The 19,255-nt window shown below is 71.0% G+C and carries 16 protein-coding genes; 8 read left to right on the top strand and 8 right to left on the bottom strand.

Translation table 11 applies throughout. The features are described from left to right. Positions 1 to 8 precede the first annotated feature (8 nt). The gene (locus TBR22_RS22670; RefSeq protein WP_239490116.1) at positions 9 to 626 is read left to right on the top strand and encodes a class I SAM-dependent methyltransferase; all 618 of its coding nucleotides are present in this window, start codon (positions 9 to 11) and stop codon (positions 624 to 626) included. Positions 627 to 828: 202 nt separating this feature from the next. On the opposite strand, the gene TBR22_RS22665 is transcribed toward TBR22_RS22670, so the two are convergent. Further along, positions 829 to 3,555, bottom strand: coding sequence for a carboxypeptidase regulatory-like domain-containing protein (locus tag TBR22_RS22665; RefSeq protein WP_239490115.1), 2,727 nt, complete (start codon positions 3,553 to 3,555; stop codon positions 829 to 831). A gap of 156 nt (positions 3,556 to 3,711) precedes the next feature. Further along, a complete protein-coding gene (gene glk, locus TBR22_RS22660; protein WP_239490114.1) occupies positions 3,712 to 4,686 on the bottom strand; it encodes a glucokinase in 975 nt (324 codons plus the stop codon). Positions 4,687 to 5,016: 330 nt separating this feature from the next. Here glk and TBR22_RS22655 point away from each other — a divergent pair, with 330 nt between their 5' ends. Next, positions 5,017 to 5,823: a tetratricopeptide repeat protein gene (locus tag TBR22_RS22655; RefSeq protein ID WP_239490113.1), complete on the top strand. Its 807-nt coding sequence runs from the start codon at positions 5,017 to 5,019 to the stop codon at positions 5,821 to 5,823. A 40-nt stretch (positions 5,824 to 5,863) separates the two neighbouring features. Here the strand turns inward: TBR22_RS22655 and infA are convergent, their stop codons facing one another. Together infA and TBR22_RS22645 are read right to left on the bottom strand one after the other, a co-directional pair. Continuing rightward, a complete protein-coding gene (infA, locus tag TBR22_RS22650) occupies positions 5,864 to 6,046 on the bottom strand; it encodes a translation initiation factor IF-1 (RefSeq protein ID WP_239490112.1) in 183 nt (60 codons plus the stop codon). Between the two features lie 162 nt (positions 6,047 to 6,208). Beyond that, the gene (locus TBR22_RS22645; RefSeq protein ID WP_239490111.1) at positions 6,209 to 8,926 is read right to left on the bottom strand and encodes an AMP-binding protein; all 2,718 of its coding nucleotides are present in this window, start codon (positions 8,924 to 8,926) and stop codon (positions 6,209 to 6,211) included. Between the two features lie 25 nt (positions 8,927 to 8,951). Here TBR22_RS22645 and TBR22_RS22640 point away from each other — a divergent pair, with 25 nt between their 5' ends. From TBR22_RS22640 to TBR22_RS22630, 3 genes are all read left to right on the top strand, one after another. Then, positions 8,952 to 10,292, top strand: a complete 1,341-nt coding sequence (locus TBR22_RS22640; RefSeq protein ID WP_239490110.1) for a hypothetical protein — start codon at positions 8,952 to 8,954, stop codon at positions 10,290 to 10,292. Between the two features lie 178 nt (positions 10,293 to 10,470). Beyond that, positions 10,471 to 11,403, top strand: a complete 933-nt coding sequence (locus TBR22_RS22635) for an NAD-dependent epimerase/dehydratase family protein (RefSeq protein ID WP_239490109.1) — start codon at positions 10,471 to 10,473, stop codon at positions 11,401 to 11,403. Positions 11,404 to 11,415: 12 nt separating this feature from the next. Next, positions 11,416 to 12,330, top strand: coding sequence for a dienelactone hydrolase family protein (locus TBR22_RS22630; RefSeq protein WP_239490108.1), 915 nt, complete (start codon positions 11,416 to 11,418; stop codon positions 12,328 to 12,330). Between the two features lie 19 nt (positions 12,331 to 12,349). Here TBR22_RS22630 and TBR22_RS22625 read toward each other — a convergent pair whose 3' ends face one another. Beyond that, entirely contained in the window at positions 12,350 to 12,994 is a 645-nt protein-coding gene (locus tag TBR22_RS22625; protein ID WP_239490107.1) for a hypothetical protein, read from the bottom strand. Between the two features lie 188 nt (positions 12,995 to 13,182). Between TBR22_RS22625 and TBR22_RS22620 the strand changes: the two genes are divergently transcribed. Then, positions 13,183 to 14,124, top strand: a complete 942-nt coding sequence (locus TBR22_RS22620; RefSeq protein ID WP_239490106.1) for a threonine/serine dehydratase — start codon at positions 13,183 to 13,185, stop codon at positions 14,122 to 14,124. Positions 14,125 to 14,217: 93 nt separating this feature from the next. Here the strand turns inward: TBR22_RS22620 and TBR22_RS22615 are convergent, their stop codons facing one another. Then, positions 14,218 to 15,591, bottom strand: a complete 1,374-nt coding sequence (locus TBR22_RS22615) for a CCA tRNA nucleotidyltransferase (RefSeq protein ID WP_239490105.1) — start codon at positions 15,589 to 15,591, stop codon at positions 14,218 to 14,220. A 166-nt stretch (positions 15,592 to 15,757) separates the two neighbouring features. After that, on the bottom strand, positions 15,758 to 16,543 hold the full coding sequence (locus tag TBR22_RS22610) for an SDR family oxidoreductase (RefSeq protein WP_239490104.1): 786 nt from the start codon (positions 16,541 to 16,543) through the stop codon (positions 15,758 to 15,760). Between the two features lie 41 nt (positions 16,544 to 16,584). Between TBR22_RS22610 and TBR22_RS22605 the strand changes: the two genes are divergently transcribed. Next, on the top strand, positions 16,585 to 17,670 hold the full coding sequence (locus TBR22_RS22605) for a hypothetical protein (protein ID WP_239490103.1): 1,086 nt from the start codon (positions 16,585 to 16,587) through the stop codon (positions 17,668 to 17,670). Positions 17,671 to 17,673: 3 nt separating this feature from the next. Further along, complete coding sequence (locus tag TBR22_RS22600; protein WP_239490102.1) at positions 17,674 to 18,807, top strand: M20/M25/M40 family metallo-hydrolase; 1,134 nt, start codon at positions 17,674 to 17,676, stop codon at positions 18,805 to 18,807. A 7-nt stretch (positions 18,808 to 18,814) separates the two neighbouring features. Here TBR22_RS22600 and TBR22_RS22595 read toward each other — a convergent pair whose 3' ends face one another. Beyond that, positions 18,815 to 19,090: a hypothetical protein gene (locus TBR22_RS22595; RefSeq protein WP_239490101.1), complete on the bottom strand. Its 276-nt coding sequence runs from the start codon at positions 19,088 to 19,090 to the stop codon at positions 18,815 to 18,817. Between the last annotated feature and the right edge of the window lie 165 nt (positions 19,091 to 19,255).

The raw sequence follows: 19,255 nt of genomic DNA, 5'->3' as shown, positions 1-19,255 counted from the left end.
GCCGGGCGATGCTGCGCGCGGTGTTCGCGCTCGCCAGCGCATGGCCGAACTCACTGCTGGCTCGTGGTCAGGATTCCGATGCTGGGCGAGACACGTGGCAGCGGGTGCCAGACCTGCTCGCAGCGATGCGGATGCGCGAAGGCGCGCATGTCGCGGACGTGGGTGCCGGCGGCGGCTTCATCACACGGAAGCTGTCGGCGGCGGTCGGCCCGACGGGACGCGTGTATGCCGTGGAGATTGACGCGCGGATCGCGGAGCGGCTGCAGCAGCACATGCAGGACGAGGGCCTGGCCAACGTCGAGGTGCTTCGAGGGTCGGCCACGGATCCGGGCCTGCCAGCAGGCAGGCTCGACGCCATCATCGTCGTCGACGCCTACCACGAGTTCACGGAGCACGCGGCGATGCTCGACGCCTTCCGACGTGCGCTGCGCCGCGGCGGTCGCCTGGTGATCTGCGACAACGCCTCGCGGCTACCCACGCGGGATGAACAGGTGAAGTGGCACGGCATCGCCCCGCGCCTGATTGCGGAGGAGTTGGAGCGTGCCGGGTTTCGGATGCTCTCCGTCGACGAGGCCTTCACCATGCGAGGCTCGGGTCGCAAGGGGCTGGTGATTGCCGAGCGCTGAGGCTCCAAACCCGAACCGCGCCGATTCGACGCGAGCGGTGACGCCACCTCGTCCCTTGTCCCTCTCCGTGGCTTCCTCGTCCCTCGTCCCGTGACTCCCTTGTGACTCGCGTACGTGTCCCTTGTCCCTTGTCTTTTGTCCCTGTCGACGCCGCAGCCTCGAAAACGGCGCGGTCGGAGACCGCGCCCTACCCCGGTGAGGATCAGAAATCGACCCGCGCCATCAGCAGCAGTCGCCGCGGCGGCGCGTAGCTGGTGGCCGTGCCGAGCAGCGGGTTGGGCTGGTTCGTGTTGATGATGAGGGCCCGCGTGTAGCTGGCCGGGTCGCCGGCGACCTGCGTGCCGTTGAACTGGCGGGTGCGCGGATCGAGGAACGCGCGGTTGTCGCGGCTCAGCGCCGTCTGCGTGTTGAACAGGTTCAGGATGCGCGCCTCGAGGCGCGTCACCACGCGGCCGCCGATGCGCAGGTTGTACGCGGCCAGCAGGTCCACGTTGGTCCACACGTCGTTGCGGTTGGTGCCGAGCGGCTCGAGCAGCAGCCGGTAGCCCGAGTACCAGTCCTGCACGCGGCGCTCCCACGGCGTGCCGCTCTGCGCGCGCACGTAGCCGCCGAGCGAGAACGCGTCGGTGACCATGTAGGTGCCGAAGATCTTCAGCACGTGCGGGCGATCCTCGCTGAGCGGACCGTACCGGTAGTCGTCCTCCACGAACACGCCGGGCCCGTCCTGCAGGATCGACGACGTGTTGAACACGGCGCCGGCGGCGTAGTCGAGGTCGAAGTTGCCCTTCAGTTCGCTCCACGCGTAGCTGACGGTGGTGCTCCACCGATCGGCCATGCGCCGCGTCAGTTCCACCGTGAGGGCCCTGTAGTCGCGCCGCGCGTTGGCGAGGTTGTCCACCACGAAGGTCGACGCCGGAAGCACGCTCGGCTGGTCCTCGATGAAGTCCTTCGCCGTGCGGTCCATGTAGAACACGTCGAGGCCCCAGTTGCCGCCGAGCGGCGTGGCGTAGCCGACGAGCCACTCGTCGGTGTAGGTCGGCTGCAGGCCGGGCAGGATCACGCGCCCCGTCGTGTTCGGGCTGGTGGTGTCGCTGATCAGCGCGCCGGTGAATGCGTCGAAGAACGGCGTGTTCTGCACCAGGCGCAGCGGCGCGTGGGCGCGGGCGCTGCTCTTCTGGTCGCTGCCGTAGTAGCGCCCGTAGTTGGCGTACACCTTGTCGCCGGCGCCCTTGCGCAGCTGGTAGTTGACGCCGAGGCGCGGCTGCACCTGGTCGCCATAGTCGAAGGTGAGGAAGGTGTTGCGCGCGTCGCCGATCTGCTGCGCGAACTCGTCGCGGTTGATCAGCAGGCCGGCGTTGAACACCAGGCGGCTGCCGACCTGGATGTTGTCCTGGACGAAGAAGCTGTAGGTGCGCGACTTGGACAGCTGCGGGTTCTGCGTCGGGTAGTACTGGCCCTGGTACCGGCGGCCGGCCTCGACGAGCGTGATCGTGCCCCACCCGTTGGCCGTGCGCGTCAGGTCCTCCTCGGTGGTCTCGAACATGAAGCCGGCCCGCAGGTCGTGCGAGGTCTTGCCGAGCCCGAAGTAGGTCCCCGTGTTGGCGCGGAACTCGTTGCGGACGTAGTTCTGCTGGTTCAGCAGCAGGGGAGCGCCGCCATACCGGAAGCCCGTCGCCGGGTCGACGAAATAGCCCATGCGACGCAGGTTGTTGAGGTCGAACGTCGGCCGGTACCCGAGGTCGGTGCGCGCCACCGACTCGTTCTCCTCGTCGAGTCGCAGGTACTTCGCCTCGACGTAGTTGCGCTGCCCGAAGAACCAGTTCCAGGCGGCCGTGGCGACGCGGTTGGTACCCTCGTTGTCGGTGGCGACCTCGGGCGAGTCGTTCACGCCGACACCGGCGAACTCGGCCTTGTTCGGCCGCACCCGGTAGCCGACGTTGAAGAACTGCGACTGCACCGGCGCGAACGTGAGCTTGCCGAAGAACTCGGTCGTCGTCGTCTCGCTGTCGGGCACCGGTCCGAGGTTGTTCACGCGCCCCGAGGTCGTCGACTTGATCAGCTGACCTGACGTGTAGAAGAAGAGCTTGTTCTGCAGGATGGGGCCACCGAGCGCGTAGGCCGGGATCCAGCGATCGGTGGTGTTGCGGATGTTGGTCGCCTCGTTCTTGGCGTTCCACGCCGCCGGGATCGCCTCGAACCGCACGCCGCCCTTGAACTGGTTGGTGCCCGAGCGGGTCACCGCGTTGGTGACGAAACCCGACGACCGGCCGAACTCGGCCGAGATCGCGCCGCGCTTGACGTTGAACTCCGCGATGTCGAACTCGTTGACCTCGGTGCTGAGGTAGCCGAAGCCCGGGTTGGTGATGTTGACGCCGTCGATCAGGTAGGTGTTGTCCTGCCGGCTCGCGCCGCCGCTGACCAGGCCGGTCGTCCCGGCGTTGTTCTCCGCCACGCCGGGAATGAGCTGGAACAGGCCGGCATACGTGCGCTGCAGGGGCAGTTCCTTGATCAACTGCGCGTCGTAGTTGAAGTTGACCTCCGTGGTCTTCAGGTCGACGACGGGCGCCGCGGCACTGACCTCGATGGTCTCGTCGACGTTCAGGCCGAGCACGATGTCGACCTGCGTGTCCACGTCCACCTGCACGGTCACCGCGCGCCTGGCCGTCCCGGTGCCGCTCTTGCTCACCTCGAGGGTATACGCGCCCGGCAACAGCAGCGGGAAGCGATAGGCGCCGGCGCTGTCGGTGGTCGCCACGCGCTCGCCCGGGAGCGGCGCGCCGGTCAGCCGGATCGTCGCGCCCTCCACCAGTTGGCCCCCCTGGTCGAACACGACGCCAGAGATCGAGCCGGTGTCTGCCGCCCGCAGCGACGCGGGCGCGAGGCACGAGAGCACGGCCAGCAGGGTCGCCAGCCAGCGCTTGATCGCCATGAGGAACGCTCCGAGGTTGAAGGCACGCGCGCGGGTCGCACCCCTCCCGGCGCTCCCCCCACACGTCCGTGTGACACCGGTGATGCTACCGATGGGTGGGAGCGATGGCAATGTGGAACGCGCGGACCGGGTGACGAACCGCGGTTGGCCGACGCTCTAGGGGGCCAGCGTCGCCGCGTGGACGGCCGCCCCGAGCAGGCCGGTCTGGCGGTTCAGCACGATGGCCACCGGCATCCGCTCGAGCAGGCGCGTCATCGGCGGCTTGGCGCGGAAGGCATCCATGAAGTGCGGCGTGTCGAAGGCCCGCAGGATCTTGGGCGGGATGCCGCCCCCGAGGTAGACGCCACCGGTGGCGACGCACTGCAGCGCGAGGTTGCCGGCGGCGCTCCCGTAGATGGCGGCAAACAGCTGCACGGCTTCCACGCACTGCGGGTCGGAGCCGTCGAGGCCGCGGGCGGTGATCATCGCCGGCAGTTCGTCCTGATCCCCCTGGTTCAGCAGCGGCGAGGCGTCGTCGCTGACGAAGCGCAGGAGGTTGATGAATCCCTTGCCCGAGAGGACGTGCTCGTAGCTGGCGCGGCCGTAGCGCTCGGTGAGGAACTGCAGCAGGGCGACCTCGCGCGCCGTGCGGGCCCCGAAGTCGGCGTGCCCGCCCTCGGAGGGCGAGGGCACGAGGCGACCGTGCTGCCTCACGAGGATCGCCTGGCCGAGGCCCGTCCCGGCGGCCATCAGGCAGGCGTTGCCGTCGGCGTTGAACTCGCCGGTCTGCAGCACGCGCAGTTCGTCGGGCCGGAGGGCGGGCACGCCGTACGCCATCGCCTCGACGTCGTTGAGGATCCAGACGCGTGGAATGCCCGTCGTGGCCATCAGCTCGCGGGCGTCGATGGCCCAGGGCACGTTGGTGAGCCGGGCCACCTGCTTGATGTTCGGGCCGGCCACGCCCACGCAGGCCACCTTGATCTCCTGCGGCCGCACGCCGGTGGCCGACAGGAACGTGCCGATCATCGACGACAGGCTGGGATGGTCGAGCGTGGCGTACTCGCGCAGGTCCAGGAGTTCCGGCCGGCCACCCGCCGGACGGAACAGTCCGAGTTGCGTCTTGGTTCCCCCGAGGTCTCCGGCCAGCAGCATGGGGCAAGAGCATACACAAGGGACGGGGGAGAAGTACGCCAGTGACAAGGGAGGCCGGGGACAAGGGACGAGGGACCAGTACGCCAGTCACAAGGGCACCCAGGTCCAAGGGACGCGGGAGGAGGGCGCGAGTCACAAGGGAATCCGGGGCCAGGGGACGAGCCAGGAGTGCGCCAGTCACAAGGCACCAGGCGCCGCCGGCGGACCGGAGGCGCGGCGGGTCGCTCGTCACTCTCGTGCTCGTCCCTTGTCCCGTGACGCCCCGTTGACTCGTCCCTTGTCTCCTGGTCCTTTGGCACCAGGCGATCCCCGGTCTGCTAAGGTGCTGTCATGTCCGATGCGCGGGTGCCGGTGCGTGTGGTCCGCACGAGGTTTCCCTCGCTGCGCGACGACCACCTGCGGTCCCTCGCGCAGTGGCGCCTCATCCTCCCGACCCGTGACCAGGGCGAGACCTGGTACTCGTTTGCCGACCTCGCGACGCTGCGCGAGGTGCACGAGGCGCTGCAACAGGGGACACCGCTCAAGGCGATCGTGCGCCACCTGCTGGCCGCACGGCAGGGGCAGTTGACGCTGTTCGGCGGCGAGGCGGCGGCGCGCGACGAGGGACGGGCCCGGGTGGTCACGCTGGCCCCCAGGAGTTCGCGAGGCGAGGCGACGGCCGACCAGTCGCCGGTGGACGTCACGCGTGCCGAGGAAGCCTTCGAGCGCGCCACCGCCCTCGAAGCGACGCCGGGTCACGCGCGGGGCGTGGTCATGCAGGCCTACCGGGACGCGCTGGCCTTCGATCCCACGCTGGTGCCCGCGCTCATCAATCTGGGCAACCTGCACTACGCCTCGGGGCACCTGCCCGAAGCGGCCGCGCTGTACCTGCAGGCCCTGCAGCAGGCGCCGGAGTCCTTCGAGGCGTGGTTCAATCTCGGGCACACCCATCACGACGAGGGACGCTTCGCCGAGGCGGTCCGCTGCTATGCGCGCGCCCTCGAACTCGGGCCGGACTCGGCCGAGGCGTGTTTCTACCTTGCGGTGGCGTACGAGAAGCTCGGGCGGTCGCAGGACGCGCGACCACTCTGGCAGCGCTATCAACGGCTCGCGCCGGAGGGCGAGTGGATCGCGCTGGCCCGGGAGTTCGGGGAGTGAACGAAGGCAGGCTGCAGGCGGCAGCCTGCAGGCTACCTGTCTAGCGCACGCGGAAGGTGATGATGCCGCGGACGGGGTCGTACGGCGACACGCCCACGGTGACGCGGTCGCCCGGCACCACCTTGATGCGGAACCGGCGCATGCGGCCGCTCAGCTGCGCGAGCACTTCCTGGCCGGAATCACACTGCACGCGATACAGCCCGCCGCTGTGCACCGCGGTCACGGTGCCTTGGACGTCAATCAGATCGTCTTTGCTCAATCAGTCGGTCTCCAACGGACCATTGTCACATACTGACGCGGGCAATTCGAAATTGGACAATTTGAAATTCCCGGCGGCTTGGCCTTCGGCCTCCGCCGCGCCAGGCGAAGCCGGCGCGCCTGAATTTCAAATTTCGAACTTCGAATTGCCGAGGGCACGCACCGCTGCCTCCACCTGCCCGGCCAGCGCGGCGTAATCGTCGCCCTCGAGGTACAGCGGCGGCCCGAAGGTCACCCGCACCCGCCCGGGCGTGGGGAACTTCGCCTTCTGGTGCAGCAGGCGGTCGGCGCCCTCGAGCCGCACCGGCACCACGGGCACCCCCAGTTTCGAGCCGATCATCCCGATTCCGGCCCGGAACGGGTTGATCTCGCCGTCCATCGTCCGCTTGCCTTCCGGGAAGATCAGCAACGATTGCCCCTCCTCGAAGAGCTGGCCGATGTAGCGGAGCGTATGGCGCGCTCCCGCCTCGCGCTGCGGGATGGGGAACGCGTTGAAGAACAGCGACGCGAGGTAGTAGTTCGCGCCGTTGGTGAGCCGCCGGCCGATCGGCTGGCCCTCCGGGTGGAAATGGGCCGTGAAGAACTCCTTGGCCATCGCCACCGCGGTCGCGTAGCGCCAGCGCCGGGGGAGGGCCATCAGGAGGATGGGCGTGTCCATGTGGCTCTGGTGCGTCGCCGCGAACACCACGGGGCCGCGCAGCCCCTCCAGGTGCTCGCGCCCCTCCACGTGCACCCATGCGAAGACGCGGCCGAGCGGCAGGATCCACGTCGGCAGGCTGAGGCGCCGCAGCCAGTACGCCCAGGGCGCGCGGTTCCAGCGCGGAAAATCGAAGGGCGTCGCGTCGGCTGTTCCACCGAGCCGGCGCGGTGCGTCCGGTTCGGTGCCGGTCGGGCCGGTCGTCCCAGCCCGGTCGAGCGTCGCCGCGGTGGGCCGTTCCCGATCCGCGATCCCCGATTCCCGATCCCCGACGAGGGTGCGCAGGTCCCCCACCGTGCGGGCGGCCGCGAACGCGCCCTCGTCGACGATGGTCTGGAACTGCTGCTCGAGCGCCATGAGCAGTTCCACGCGTTCGAGCGAGCTGAGGGCCAGCGTCTCGATCGGCGTGTCGTCGTCGACGTCGTCACGCCCCTTGGCGAAGCGGCCGATGACGTGCTGCAGCGGGTCCTCGCCGGTCACCGGCCGTACCGCCGGTTGCTCGCCCGACTCCGCCCAGGCGCGCAGCGCCGTGCGCTTCAACTTGCGCGTGCCCTCGGTCCGAGGCAGGTCGGCGCCGGTCCAGATCGAGGCGCTGCGAATCTTCTGGTGATCGCCGAGGCGACTGTTGGCGCCCTGGACGACGCGGGCCATGGCGGCGGGATCGTCGAGCACCAGCACGGCGTGCACGCGCTCCTCGCCTTCCCAGTGCCGCCCCACGACGGCGGCGTCGCGGACCCCGGTCTCGGCGAGCAGGGCGCGCTCGACGTCCTCCGGGAAGACGTTGAGGCCTTCCGGGGTGACGATCATCTCCTTCTTGCGGCCCCGGATGTAGAGCCGCCCCTGCTCGTCGAGGCCGCCGATGTCGCCGGTGTGCAGCCAGCCGTCGGCACGCGTGCGGGTCGCCTCGGTGGTGCCGCCGAAGTAGCCCTGCGACACGTTGTCGCCGCGCACCAGGATCTCGCCGTCGTCGGCGATCTTCACCTCGACGCCGTGGATCGGCTTGCCGACGCTGCCGCGCCGCGCGTTCAGCGGGTGGTTCAGGGTGACGATCGGCGCCGTCTCGGTGAGGCCGTAGCCCTGCACGACGAGGAAGCCCAGACCGCCCCAGAACGCCTCGAGTTCCGGGTCGAGCGGCGCCGCGCCCACCACCGCACTCCAGAACTTCATCCCGAAGGCGCGGTGCACGCGGCGGAAGCGCCACCACCGCCGGTACCACTTCTCCTTCGGCAGGGGGGCGATGCCCGAATCGGGCGGCGGCTGCACCGCCAGCGTCTCGGGGAACCGGTGCCGTACGTGCTCGCGCAGCACGTCGAGGATCTTGGGCACCGACACGAGCACCGAGATGCGGCGCGCCCGGATCTGGCCGACGATGTCGGCCGGCGCCAGCGATCGCATGAAGACGACCGTGCCCCCGAGCATCGGCGGCACGAACGTCGCCATGGCCTGCCCGAACATGTGGCTCAGGGGCAGCAGGTTGAGGAAGCGGATCGGCGAGAACGGCCGGATGTACCGCTGGTACTTCGCCATCTCGCGCTCGATCGGCACGATGTTGGCGAGCACGTTGCGGTGCGTGATGATCACGCCCTTGGGCTCGGCGGTGGCCCCCGACGTGAAGATGATCTCCGCCGTGTCGTCGGCCGTGATCGGGACCGGCGGCGGCTCGCCGGGCCCGGGGCCCCGGCCCGGTGACTCGCCCTCGGTCTCCCGCAACATGGTGGCGAGCGGCCAGCGTGGCACGTCGAGCGTGACCGCGGCGGCCTCCACGTCCTCACCGGCGAGCAGCAGCCTGGCCTTGACGATGCCGCCGATGTGGTCGACCAGCGCCGGGGCCGAGCGGAAGTCGATCGGCACCACGACGATCCCGCGCAGCAGGCAGGCCCAGAACGCAACGATCCACTCGGGACGGTTCTCGCCCCAGAGCACCACGGCGTCGCCCTTGGCGAGGCCCGCGGCGTGCAGGCGCGCAGCCACCCGCCGGGCGGCTGCGCCGACCTCGTCGTAGCGGTAGGACCACGTCCGGTAGCCGTCGTCGTGCACCAGGAAGGCGCCGGTGCGCCGGGTGGCGTCGTGGAAGAAGTCGAGGAGCGTGGCCCGCGCCGGGACGGGGGCACGCCCTGGCGATGGCGTCTCGCCGGGGCCGTGAGCCATGAGCCGCTTATGATAGTGGACGCCCATGCCAGTGCCGCCGGCCTTTGCCGCGAGCGCGCTCTACGACAGCCTGCTGCAGGGCGCGCTGCAGCGCTTTCTCGCGCGCGCGACCCTCGAGCTCGAAGCTTCGCTCACCGACTCGGACATCCGCTCGCTCTCGATCGAGCCGACCGACGATCCGTGCGAGCTGGTGCTGCGCTGGTTCGGCACGCGCCACATCCTGCACGTGCCGCGCTCGCAGCCCTTCACGGCCCACGAACTGCGCGTCGCGCGCGCCATCGGCGAGGTCCTGGCGGCCCGCTACAGCACCATCTTCGACTCCGCAGTGATGGCGGCGCGCGCCGACCTGTTCCAGGGCCTGATCGAGGACCGGTACGTCGCCGCCTTCCTCGACCGCCGTCCCTATCGGGCCGGCGTCGAACGCAACCGCGCCGACCGCCTGGCGCACTGCATCGAGGTGCTCCGCGTCGCGGCGCTCTCCAGCTACGAGAGCCGCGCGATCTCCTCCGGCGTGCTGGTGCTCGGCGACGATGCCGCCCACGGGCGGCAGGGCGCGGCACGCCTCTACGGGCAGCCGCTGACCGCGGTCAAGAGCTTCTACCGCCTCTGCGACGGCCTGCGGACCGTGTTCCTGGTAGGGGAGGACGGCCTGCTGCTCGACATCATCGACATCACCCATCGCGCCCGCGAGATCCACCCGATGATGGCGATCACCTCGCCCTGCCCCTCGGCGTACCGCCAGCATGCCGCCGCGACGCTCGGAACGCGCGACACCTGCATCGTGCTGAGCCCTTCGCACGAGATCAAGGTCTTTGCCGAGGGCGCGCACGTCTTCACGTTCCGCAACGCCGAGTGGCACCTGCTCGACGTCGAGGCCAAGTACGTCCAGTGGCTGCAGGCGGTCGGCTCGCGCCCGATCGCCGAGAAGCTGTTCCAGTGCGCGCTCGACATGGCCGACGCGCGGCAGGGCGCGCTGCTGGTGGTCCTGCGCGACGTCGAGGCCGCCAACGCGCTGGTGGCGCCCATCGACCGGCTCGACCGGCCGGCCACCGCCGGCCCCACCGGTGACGGCAGCCGTCGGCCATTGCACTACCTGCTGCGCGGTCGCACCCTCGACGATGTGGAGGACAGCGTGCTGATGGCGCTGGCCAGCCTCGACGGCGCGACGGTGGTCGACACGCACGGCCGCCTGATTGCCGCCGGCGCGATCCTGATGCACCCGCAGGGCGAGGTGGGCGACGCCTGGGTGTCGGAGGGGGCGCGCACGACGGCCGCCCAGGCGGCCGGGCGGTTCGGTCCGGTGCTCAAGGTGAGCACCGACGGCATGATGACCTGCTACGACGGCCTGCGCCTCTGGGAAATCTAGGAAACACGGCTGGCGAGCAGGCGCTGGGGGCTGGGCGCTGGGATAGGGACCGGGTACGGCCGAGGTGCGGGGCCCGTCGCCCGGTCATCGGACGGAAGCGGGCTAGAATGACGTCCCCGGTGGGCGGCGCACCCCAGTGCGCGGGCCGGCCGGGCGCGAGAGGAAGGCGACAGCACGTATGCGAGTGTTCGTGACGGGAGCCACCGGCTACATCGGGTCGGCCGTGGTCGACGCGTTGCAGCGCGCGTCGCACGAGGTGGTGGCGCTGGTCCGGCACCAGGAAAAGGCGCGTCGGCTTGCCGATCGCGGCGTCGATTCAGCTGTCGGGACCCTCGGCAACCCGAATACCTGGCGCACCCAGGCCTCCTCCTGCGAGGCCTTCGTGCACGCGGCCTTCGAGCCCTCCCCCAAGGGTGTCGAGATCGAGCGCATCGCCCTCGAGACCCTGATCGATCTCGCGCGGCACGCCGCCGAGCGCGGCCCCGCCGTCCTCGTCTACACGTCGGGCATCTGGGTGCTCGGCCCGGCCCCCGATCCCGTCGACGAGACGGCACCGCTGGCGCCCGTGGACCTGGTGGCCTGGCGCCCGGCGCACGAGCAGTGGGTGCTCGACGCCGGCGGCGGCGCCCTGCGCGCCGCGGTGATTCGGCCGGGCATCGTCTACGGTGGGTCGCGCGGCATCGTGTCGGACCTGCTGGCCTCGGCCGAGAACGGGCTGATGCGCATCGTCGGCAACGGCGAGAACCACTGGCCGCTCGTCTACGATCGCGACCTGGCCGACCTCTACGCGCGTGTCGTCGCCAGCGAGGATGGGCACGGGGTGTTCCACGGCACCGACGGCGCCGACGAGCAGGTCCGCGCGATCGCCGACGCGATCGCCGCGCACCGCCCGCATCCGCCCGACATCCGCTTCGTGCCGATCGCCGAGGCCCGCGCCAAGATGGGGCCCTACGCCGACGCGCTGGCGCTCGACCAGCGGATCCGCAGCGCCCGCTCGCTGGCGCTCGGCTGGTCGCCCACGCTGCACTCGGTGTCGGGGAACATCCCACGCCTGTTCGAGGAACTGCGTCGCGGACGCGCCCGCCGCGAGCAGGACCAGCAGGACTCGTAAGGAGGCCGCACCATGAGGAACCGCATGGCCGCCGTGCTGCTCGGCGCAGCGCTCGTCGCCCACGTGCGTCCGGCCGGGGCCCAGACGGCCGCGGCCGCCGCGGACCCCCACGCCGGGCACGCCATGGCGCACCCGATCGCGCAGGCCGCGACGGTCGCCGATGATCCGTCGCTGCCCCCCGCCGAGGAGACCGCCAAGGCGCGGCTGAACGCGTCACCCCGGCACGGCGAGTACGCCGACGTCGCCGTGCCCGGCGGCGGCACGCTACGCGCCTGGGTTTCGTACCCCGAGCGCAAGGACAAGGCGCCGGTCGTCATCGTCATCCACGAGATCTACGGCCTGTCGGACTGGATCCGCGGCGTCGCCGACCAGTTCGCCGCCGCCGGCTACATCGCCATCGCCCCCGACCTGCTCACCGGCAAGGGACCCAACGGCGGCGGCACCGAGGCGTTCGCCTCCCGCGACGACGTGGTGGCGGGCGTGCGAGGGCTGACGCCCGACGAGGTGGTCATGAAGCTGGACGCCGTACGCACCTATGGCGTCAAGCTGCCGGCGGCCAACGGCAAGTCGGCCACCGTCGGCTACTGCTGGGGCGGTTCCACGAGCTTCGCGTATGCCACGAAGCAGCCAGCCCTCGATGCGGCCGTCGTCTACTACGGGAGTTCCCCGGCCGACCTCGCGACGCTGGCCAACGTCAAGGCGGCCGTGCTCGGCCTGTACGGCGAGAACGACGCCCGCGTCAATGCGACGATCGACGGCGCCAGGGCGGAGATGGGCAGGCTGGGCAAGACCTTCGAGGCCAACGTCTACCCCGGCGCCGGGCACGGGTTCCTGCGGGCGCAGTCAGGGCAGAACGGGGCGAACCTGAAGGCCACGCAGCAGGCCTGGCCGGCGATGCTCGCCTTCCTCAAGAAGCACGTCGGCTAGCCGGGCGGGGTGCCGTGGCTCACTTGAAGCCGAGGCCGACGCTCAGCACGAACAACGACGTGGCCGGGTTGCCCACGTAGTCGGCGGAGGGCTCGCTGGAGCCGAGGCGGTAGTAACGGCCGTCGAAGGTGAAGGCGACGTGCTCGCTGACGAACCAGCGCGCGCCGCCGCCGACGTTGATGGTCAGCAGTTGCGGGCTGTACGACAGGTCCGTGTCGGGGTTGCCGGCCTTCAGTTGCGACAGGCCCAGCCCGCCGCCCAGGTAGCTCCAGCCGCGGTGGCTGCCGAAGTTGAGCGACACCTGCGGCACGATGCCTCTCACCCGGAACTCGCCCCGGTTGCCGGTCGCCGTGGCGCCGTCCACCGGATCGGCCGGCGACTGCGTGCCGCCCATCATCAGCAGCGACGCGCCGATTCCCAGCGTGACCTTGCCCCGCACCGGGTAGACGTGTGCGCCGACGTCCAGGCCCAGCACCCGCTTGGGCAACTCGGCCACCTGCAGGCCGCGCGGGGCCGCCAGTTCCTCCGAGCGGCCGACGCTGCTGAATCCGCCGCGCACGTCGAGCACGAACGGGCCCGGCGGCCCGGCGACCTGCGCCTGCGCGGGTGTCCACGCCAGTAAGCCGAGGCTGACCAATAGGAGGGTGCGCGCCAGTCGCCGCATCTCGGAGGAGTATAGAACTAGAATTCCCCCATGCGCCTCTGCCCGACCGCCCAGGCCGCTGACTGCCTCGCCGGCCTGCCAGCCCTCGCCGCCCTCGCACGTCAGCCGTCGGCCCGGGGCCCGGCCAGCCTCGACCGAGACTCGCTCGGCGTTGCCTGCATGCCGCTGACCGGAAAGGCAGGGCGCTGATGCTCGCCACCCTCGAGGGGATTCGCGCTGCCGCCGCGCGTGTGCAGGGCATCGCCCGCCGGACGCCGGTGCTCGACCTCGCGCCGCTGCTGCCGCTGCAGGTCAAGTGCGAGCAGATGCAGCCGATCGGCGCCTTCAAGATTCGCGGTGCCTACAACTACCTGGCGCGCATGACCGAGGCGCAGCGCGCCGCTGGCGTGATCACGTACTCGTCGGGCAACCACGGGCAGGCAGTGGCCTTCGCGGCGCAACGGTTCGGCATTCCTGCCGTCATCGTGATGCCGGAGACGGCCCCGGCGGTGAAGGTCGAGGGCGCGCGCCGCTGGGGCGCCGAGGTGCTGTTTGCGGGCACCACGACGGTGCACCGCCAGGCGCGCGCCGAGGCGATCGCCAACGAGCGCGGGCTCGCCATCGTGCCGCCCTTCGACTGCCTGCCGATCATCGAAGGGCAGGGCACGGCCGGGCTCGAGATCGTCGCGCAGGTGCCCGAGGTGCGGACGGTCGTGGTGCCGGTCGGCGGCGGCGGCCTCATCTCGGGCGTCGCCGCGGCCGTCAAGCTCACCGATCCGTCGATTCGCGTCGTCGGCGTCGAACCGGAGGGCGCGCCGAAGATGTCGCAGTCGCTGGCCGCAGGGATGCCGGTGACGCTGTCGGCGGTCAGCAGCATCGCCGACGGGTTGATGGCGGTCCGCCCGGGCGTGATGAACTTCCTGCACGTGCAGGCGTTCGTCGACGAGGTGATCACGGTGAGCGACGCCGAGATCGTCGACGCGGCGCGGGCGCTGTGGGACAGCGCGCGCATCGCGATCGAGCCGAGCGGCGCGACGTCGGTGGCCGGGGCGCTGCCGCGCGTCGCCGACTGGGCGCGCGAGGGAGCGGTTGTGGCCGTGCTGAGCGGCGGCAACGTCTCGCTCGCTTCGCTCGCCGAGCTGCTCGGGTAATTCGAGATTCGAATTTCTCGGCGGCTCGGCCTCCGGCCTTCGCTCGCTCGCGACAATGCGAGGGGCGACGGCGAAGCCGCGCCCCGCGAAATTTCAACTGTCGAATTTCAAATTGCCACGGGCGGCGTCGATGGCCTCCTCCAGCGTCGTCACCGCGCCATCGAGCTGCTGTTCGTAGACGGCCTTGAGGATCTCGCCCATGCGCGGCCCCGGCGCGACGCCGAGCGCGATGAGGTGGCGGCCGAGCAGCAGCGGCGCCGGCGGCGCATGCTCGACGCCGAGCGCGGCGACCCGGTCGAGGAACCACTGGCCGAAGCTGCAGTCGAAGGTCCCGCCGCGGCCGTTGCAGTCGGCCTCCGAGAGACGCGCCAGCAGCACCATGTCCACCTTGCGTGCGAGCCGACGGAATGCGCCGTCCGAGACCGGCTCGGGCGCCTTCCACCAGGCGCCCGGGAGCATGTGCCAGGCGACCAGCGCGAGCACCTGCGCCCGCACCGGGTAGCCCTCGAGCGTGTGCACCTGCCAGGCGTCGAGCAGCGCGGTGGCCAGCGGCACGCCTTCGCCCTCGTGGCCGGGGCTCTTGATCCGGCCGTCGATCTCGGCGGTCACCAGCGGCTTGCCGATGTCGTGCAGCAGCGCGCCGAGCATCAGCGCCACCTGCTCGGGATGCGTGAAGGCCGCCTTCCGGGTCGCGGCCTCGTCCACCACCATGCAGGTGTGCGTCCACACGTCGCCTTCCGGGTGCCACTCGGGGTCCTGCGGGCAGCGGGCCAGGGCCTCGAGGGTCGGCCAGAGGCGCCCGACGACGTCGAGGTCGCGCGCGAGGTGGAGGCCCACCGACGGCCGCGGCGAACGGAGCAGCAGCTTCTCGAGCTCGCCCCACACGCGCTCGGCCGGCAGGTCGTCGAGCGGCGTGGCCCGGCACACCCCCGCCGTCGCCTCGTCGACTCGACAACCGAATCGCGCCGCGAACTGCAGCGCCCGCAGCACCCGCAGGCTGTCCTCGCCGAACGTCCGGGCGTCGACCATCCGCAGGACGCGCGCCTCGAGGTCGGCCCGCCCGCCGTGCGGGTCGAGGTACTCGCCGGTGCGCGGGTCCCACCCGATGGCGTTGATCGTGAAGTCGCGCCGGCGAGCTGCCTCGTCGAAGGGCAGGAACGGGTCGCCGTGGACCACGAAGCCCTTGTGCCCGCGCCCGACCTTCGACTCGCGTCGCGGCAGCGACACGTCGAGTCCCTGCACCTTGAAGACGGTGAAGCTCTCGCCGACGGTGTTCACCGCCCCGAACCTCGCCAGCAGCGCCTTCAGGTCGTCGGCCGGCACGCCGAACACCTCGAGGTCGATGTCCTTGGACGGGTGCCCGAGCAACTGGTCGCGCACGTAGCCGCCGACGACGAGCGCCCGGCCTCCTCGGGCATGCACGTCCTCGGCGATGGCACGAGCGAAAGTCAGTTCGGCGCTCTGCATCGTCACCGTGAACAGGGACGGCTCTCCGTCCCTCGACGATGCTCGGGGCGGCGTGAGCGAGAGTCGAAGGGCGAGCGGGCCGTGACCATGGCACGGCCTCGGACGGCTCGGACAGCCGTCCCCACCCAGGGCCGGTGCCCGGATCCCGGTGCCCGGTGCCCGGTGATCACTTCGGCGTCCTCGTGAACCTCGTCGACACCCAATCGGCGACGCCGGGCAGCAGGGCCGCGGCGACGGCAACCAGGCGCGAGGCGCGCATCGGGTAGACGTCTGCCCGTGGTCGTCGCAACGCGCGCACCATCGTCGCGGCGACGTGGTCGGGCGACTGCCTCGGTCCGGCGCCGGCGACGTCCTGGCCCCATTCACGCGCCATCGCGCTGCGGAAGCCCGTCTCGGTGCTGATCGGGTACACCAGCGTGACGTGGATGCCCGAGCCTGCGAGCTCGGCGCGCACCGACTCGCCGAGCCCGACCTGGGCGAACTTGGTCGCCGCGTAAGCCCCCATCCGCGGCACGCCCTTGCGGCCGACGATGGAGGACACGATGAAGAGGTGACCGGCGCCGACGGTGCGGAAGTGCCCGACGGCGGCGCGTGCGGCGTGGAAGGTGCCGAAGTAGTTGACCTCCATCAGCCGCCGCATGGTCTCCGTGTCGGTCTCGTCGAGTCGTCCGTTGTAGCCGAGGCCGGCGTTGGCGACCATCACGTCGAGCCGCCCGGTCGCGGCGAGGGCCCGGGCCACCAGGGCATCGACCTGCGCCGGGTCGGTGACGTCGCACGGTGCCACGGTGGCAACCCCACCTGCGGCCGCGATGTCGGCGGCGACGCGCTCGAGTTCACCCGCCCGCCGGGCGGCCAGCACCACGTGCAGGCCCTCCCGTGCAAAGGCCCGGGCGCACGCCTCCCCGATGCCCGAGGAGGCGCCCGTGATCACCGCGGTTCGGCGGTCGGCCATCGGCGGGATCGTACCAGCCCGTGGATGCTATCCTCGGCCGTATGAATGCTCGCCTGCCCCTCGCGGCTGCGACCCTCGCCCTCGTCATCGCCGGGTGGATGAGGCCCGACGCGCTCCTGCTCGCCCAGCACCAGGCGCCCGCGCTGCCGCCGGTGCCGGAGAACCTCGCCGCCCTCGAGGGACACCTCTCCGACATCCGGATGCTGACCGATCGTGGAGAGAATGCCGAGGCCTACTTCTCGCCCGACGGCTCGCACCTGATCTTCCAGTCGTCGCCCGACCCCGTGTCGTGCGACCAGATGTTCGTGATGAAGATCGACGGCACCGACCGCCGGCAGGTCAGCAACGGGCAGGGGCGCACCACCTGCGGCTTCTTCACGCGCGACGCCAGGCAGATCGTCTACGCGTCGACGCACGGCAAGGCGGCGGCCTGCCCCGAGCGCCCCTCGATGGCGCGCGGCTACGTCTGGCCCATCTACGACGGGTACGACATCTACAAGGCGAGCGCCGACGGCAGCGCGCCGGTCGCGCTCACCAGGACGCCAGGCTACGACGCCGAGGCGACCGTCGGCCCGAACGGCCGCATCGTGTTCACGAGCGTGCGCGACGGCGACATGGAGATCTACTCGATGGCCGGCGACGGGTCGGACGTCAAGCGCCTGACCAACCTGCCCGGCCCCGACGGCGGCGCGTTCTACTCGCCCGACGGCACGCAGATCGTCTTCCGTGGTCGCCATCCGCAGGCCGGCAGCGCCGAGCTCACCGACTACTTCACGCTGCTGAAGGAGGGCCTCTGGCGCCCGACCTCCACCGAGCTGTACGTCATGAACGCCGACGGCTCGAACCTCCGCCAGATCACCAACAACGGCGCGGCCAACTTCGCCCCGTTCTGGACGCCCGACGGCAAGCGGCTGATCTTCTCGTCGAACCTGCACAACGTGAAGGGGCGCAACTTCGACCTGTTCCTGATCGACGCCGCCGGCGGCGCCGTGGAGCAGGTGACGCACCACCCCGACTTCGACGGCTTCCCGATGTTCTCGCCCGACGGGACGCGCCTCGTGTTCGCGTCCAACCGCAACCAGAAGAACCGCGGCGACACGAACATCTTCATCGCCCGCTGGAAGTAGGCCATGGAGCGGGCGAGGCAGCTGCTGCGCGACCTCGTCGCGATCAACTCGGTCAACCCGTCGCTCGTGCCGGGCGCGCCCGGCGAGGCCGACGCGGCGGCGTGCCTGGCCGCGTGCCTGCGCGAGTCGGGACTCGACGTGACGGTGACCGAGGTCGTCGCCGGCCGGCCCAACGTGGTCGGCGTGCTGGAGGGCGCGCAGCCGGGGCCGACCCTGCTGCTCTGCGGCCACCTCGACACGGTGGGCGTCGAGGGCATGGCCGACCCGTTCGTGCCGGTCGAGCGTGACGGGCGGCTCTACGGGCGAGGCACGCAGGACATGAAGGCGGGCCTGGCGGCCTGCGTCGGCGCGGCGCGGCAACTCGCGGCCGAGGGGCTCCCGAAGGGCCGCCTGCTCGTCGCCGGCGTCGTCGACGAGGAGTACGCCAGCCTGGGCGCCGAGGCGTTGGTGCGCGACTGGCGTGCGGATGGCGCGGTGGTCACCGAGCCCACCGACCTGAGCGTCGGCGTCGCGCACAAGGGCTTTGCGTGGCTCGAGATCAACACCCATGGCCGCGCGGCGCACGGCAGCCGTCCCGAAGAGGGCAAGGACGCGATCCTCGCGATGGGGCGCGTGCTCGGCGTGCTCGAGCGCTTCGACCAGGAACTGCGCGCCCGGCCGACCCACCCGCTGCTCGGCAGCGGGTCGCTGCACGCGTCGACGATTGCCGGCGGCACCGAGGCGAGCGTGTATCCCGCGTTGTGCCGCCTGATGATCGAGCGGCGCACGCTGCCCGGCGAGGACGGCGCGCGCGCGCTGCACGAAGTCGAGCAGATGCTCGCGGTGCTGAAGAAGAACGATCCCGAGTTCACGGCGGACGTCTCGCTGATCGTCGAGCGATCGGGATACGACCTCGATCCGGCTGCGGAGTTGCCGCAACAGCTGATCGTCGCCGGGCGCGCCCGCGGCCTCGAGGCCCGCGTGGCCGGCATGAGCTACTGGACCGACGCGGCCATCCTCGGAGGCGCGGGGATTCCCACCGTGATCTTCGGTCCCAGGGGCGCCGGCCTGCACAGCCCCGTGGAGTACGTCGAGCTCGCGAGCGTCGACGAGTGCGCCTACACGCTCGCGGCGTTGGCGCGGCAGTTCCTCGGGTAAGCCATTCCTACCGAATCCTGTGCCGCCCCGGATCGCCGGCGTACGTGCGCTGGTAGGCGCGGCCGCCGGTGTCCCAGCCTGGCGAGTCGTGCTGGCAGGTGACGCACCGCAGTGTCACGCGCGTGCCCTCGACGTGCAGGTACTTGTCGTGGCCATTCACGGCGCAGAGCGACTGGCGGAGCCAGGTGCCCATGCGCGCGGCGTGCTCGGTGAACGGGCGGCGGCGCGAGACGAGCGCCGGGAACGTCGTGGTGAACCGGGTGGCCTGGGCCTCACTGGCCATGGGTGCATCCTCCCTTGCTCGGGATCCGCGCGCGCTGGGACGCGGCACGAATGCCCTCGTCCGATTGAACGCTGCGACGGCTGGCGAGCGAACGGCAGGGCAGGGTGCGAGGAGCATGCCAACGCGACGACGCGCCTGAACGCTTCAGCTTCGCGGTCGATGCGC

It is taken from the genome of Luteitalea sp. TBR-22 (assembly GCF_016865485.1).
GTDB lineage: Bacteria > Acidobacteriota > Vicinamibacteria > Vicinamibacterales > Vicinamibacteraceae > Luteitalea.
This window is presented reverse-complemented; position numbering and strand designations above follow the sequence as displayed.

Bases quoted from the DNA above. Each gene is read 5' to 3' on its own strand.
- TBR22_RS22655 (WP_239490113.1), top strand. From the start codon at position 5,017: ATGTCCGATGCGCGGGTGCCGGTGCGTGTGGTCCGCACGAGGTTTCCC.
- TBR22_RS22620 (WP_239490106.1), top strand. From the start codon at position 13,183: ATGCTCGCCACCCTCGAGGGGATTCGCGCTGCCGCCGCGCGTGTGCAG.
- glk (WP_239490114.1), bottom strand. From the start codon at position 4,686: ATGCTGCTGGCCGGAGACCTCGGGGGAACCAAGACGCAACTCGGACTG.
- TBR22_RS22645 (WP_239490111.1), bottom strand. From the start codon at position 8,926: ATGGCTCACGGCCCCGGCGAGACGCCATCGCCAGGGCGTGCCCCCGTC.
- TBR22_RS22600 (WP_239490102.1), top strand. From the start codon at position 17,674: ATGGAGCGGGCGAGGCAGCTGCTGCGCGACCTCGTCGCGATCAACTCG.
- TBR22_RS22605 (WP_239490103.1), top strand. From the start codon at position 16,585: ATGAATGCTCGCCTGCCCCTCGCGGCTGCGACCCTCGCCCTCGTCATC.
- TBR22_RS22610 (WP_239490104.1), bottom strand. From the start codon at position 16,543: ATGGCCGACCGCCGAACCGCGGTGATCACGGGCGCCTCCTCGGGCATC.
- TBR22_RS22625 (WP_239490107.1), bottom strand. From the start codon at position 12,994: ATGCGGCGACTGGCGCGCACCCTCCTATTGGTCAGCCTCGGCTTACTG.
- TBR22_RS22630 (WP_239490108.1), top strand. From the start codon at position 11,416: ATGAGGAACCGCATGGCCGCCGTGCTGCTCGGCGCAGCGCTCGTCGCC.
- TBR22_RS22670 (WP_239490116.1), top strand. From the start codon at position 9: ATGCTGCGCGCGGTGTTCGCGCTCGCCAGCGCATGGCCGAACTCACTG.
- TBR22_RS22640 (WP_239490110.1), top strand. From the start codon at position 8,952: ATGCCAGTGCCGCCGGCCTTTGCCGCGAGCGCGCTCTACGACAGCCTG.
- TBR22_RS22615 (WP_239490105.1), bottom strand. From the start codon at position 15,591: ATGCAGAGCGCCGAACTGACTTTCGCTCGTGCCATCGCCGAGGACGTG.
- TBR22_RS22635 (WP_239490109.1), top strand. From the start codon at position 10,471: ATGCGAGTGTTCGTGACGGGAGCCACCGGCTACATCGGGTCGGCCGTG.
- TBR22_RS22595 (WP_239490101.1), bottom strand. From the start codon at position 19,090: ATGGCCAGTGAGGCCCAGGCCACCCGGTTCACCACGACGTTCCCGGCG.
- TBR22_RS22665 (WP_239490115.1), bottom strand. From the start codon at position 3,555: ATGGCGATCAAGCGCTGGCTGGCGACCCTGCTGGCCGTGCTCTCGTGC.